The 744-nt window shown below is 50.4% G+C and carries 1 protein-coding gene; it reads right to left on the bottom strand.

Going from position 1 to position 744, the window contains the following annotated elements; genetic code table 11:
- On the bottom strand, window positions 1-744 hold a 744-nt coding region (locus NE664_12530), incomplete at both ends, for a hypothetical protein (protein MCQ4727462.1).

Consider the following 744-nt stretch of genomic DNA (forward strand, 5'->3'; position numbering starts at 1 on the left):
CGTATGCCTCGCCGTCTGCATTCTCAACTCCCGTTACTGCCGCTCCTACTGCCGCCGCAATCGCTTTAGCGTCGGCGTCTTCCGCAATTTCAATAGCCGTAGCGCCGTCTATAGTCGCTTTTTCGCCTGCCTTTACAAATTCATAAACTTTCGCGTTATCGCCTTCGCCTACCGTAAGCGTTCCGCCGATTACGTCCGTTCCGACCCTTCCGTCAAAGTCCATGGATATTTTGCCCTGTACTCCGTCTTTCGCATCGACTTTACCGATTGTTCCAGCAGTAGTATTTCCCGTCATGCCCGCCATTAGGCCGTCAAGCGTTGTAGTTTTTGTATCGACAGCTTCAAGAGTCAATTGACCGTTTCCATTATCTGCCGAAACAGTAAACTTCTGACCTCCTACCGTAACTTCGCCTAACTTATCTTTAACAGCCTTGGCAACTTCGTCGGCCGTCATATCTTTTGTTATATCAATCTCAACCGTTTTGTCGCCGATAGTATATTTGGCTTTTGCGCCCTTTTCCCCGTCTTTAAATCCCGTTACGGCCGTGAATGTAAGGCTGAAAGAACCTTTCTTAGTATTATTGTCACCATCTTGTATTTTCGCCGCATTGACAGTACCGCCCGTTGCGCCGCCGGGAGTTCCCGGGTTTGCCTGCACCGCCGCCACGCTGTCTGTCGTCGTAACTTTCGCGCCGCCGAGAGAACCGTCTAAAAGTTTAATGCCGTTGAAGTTTGCGCCTTCCG

Source organism: Anaerotignum faecicola, assembly GCA_024460105.1.
Lineage (GTDB): Bacteria > Bacillota > Clostridia > Lachnospirales > Anaerotignaceae > JANFXS01.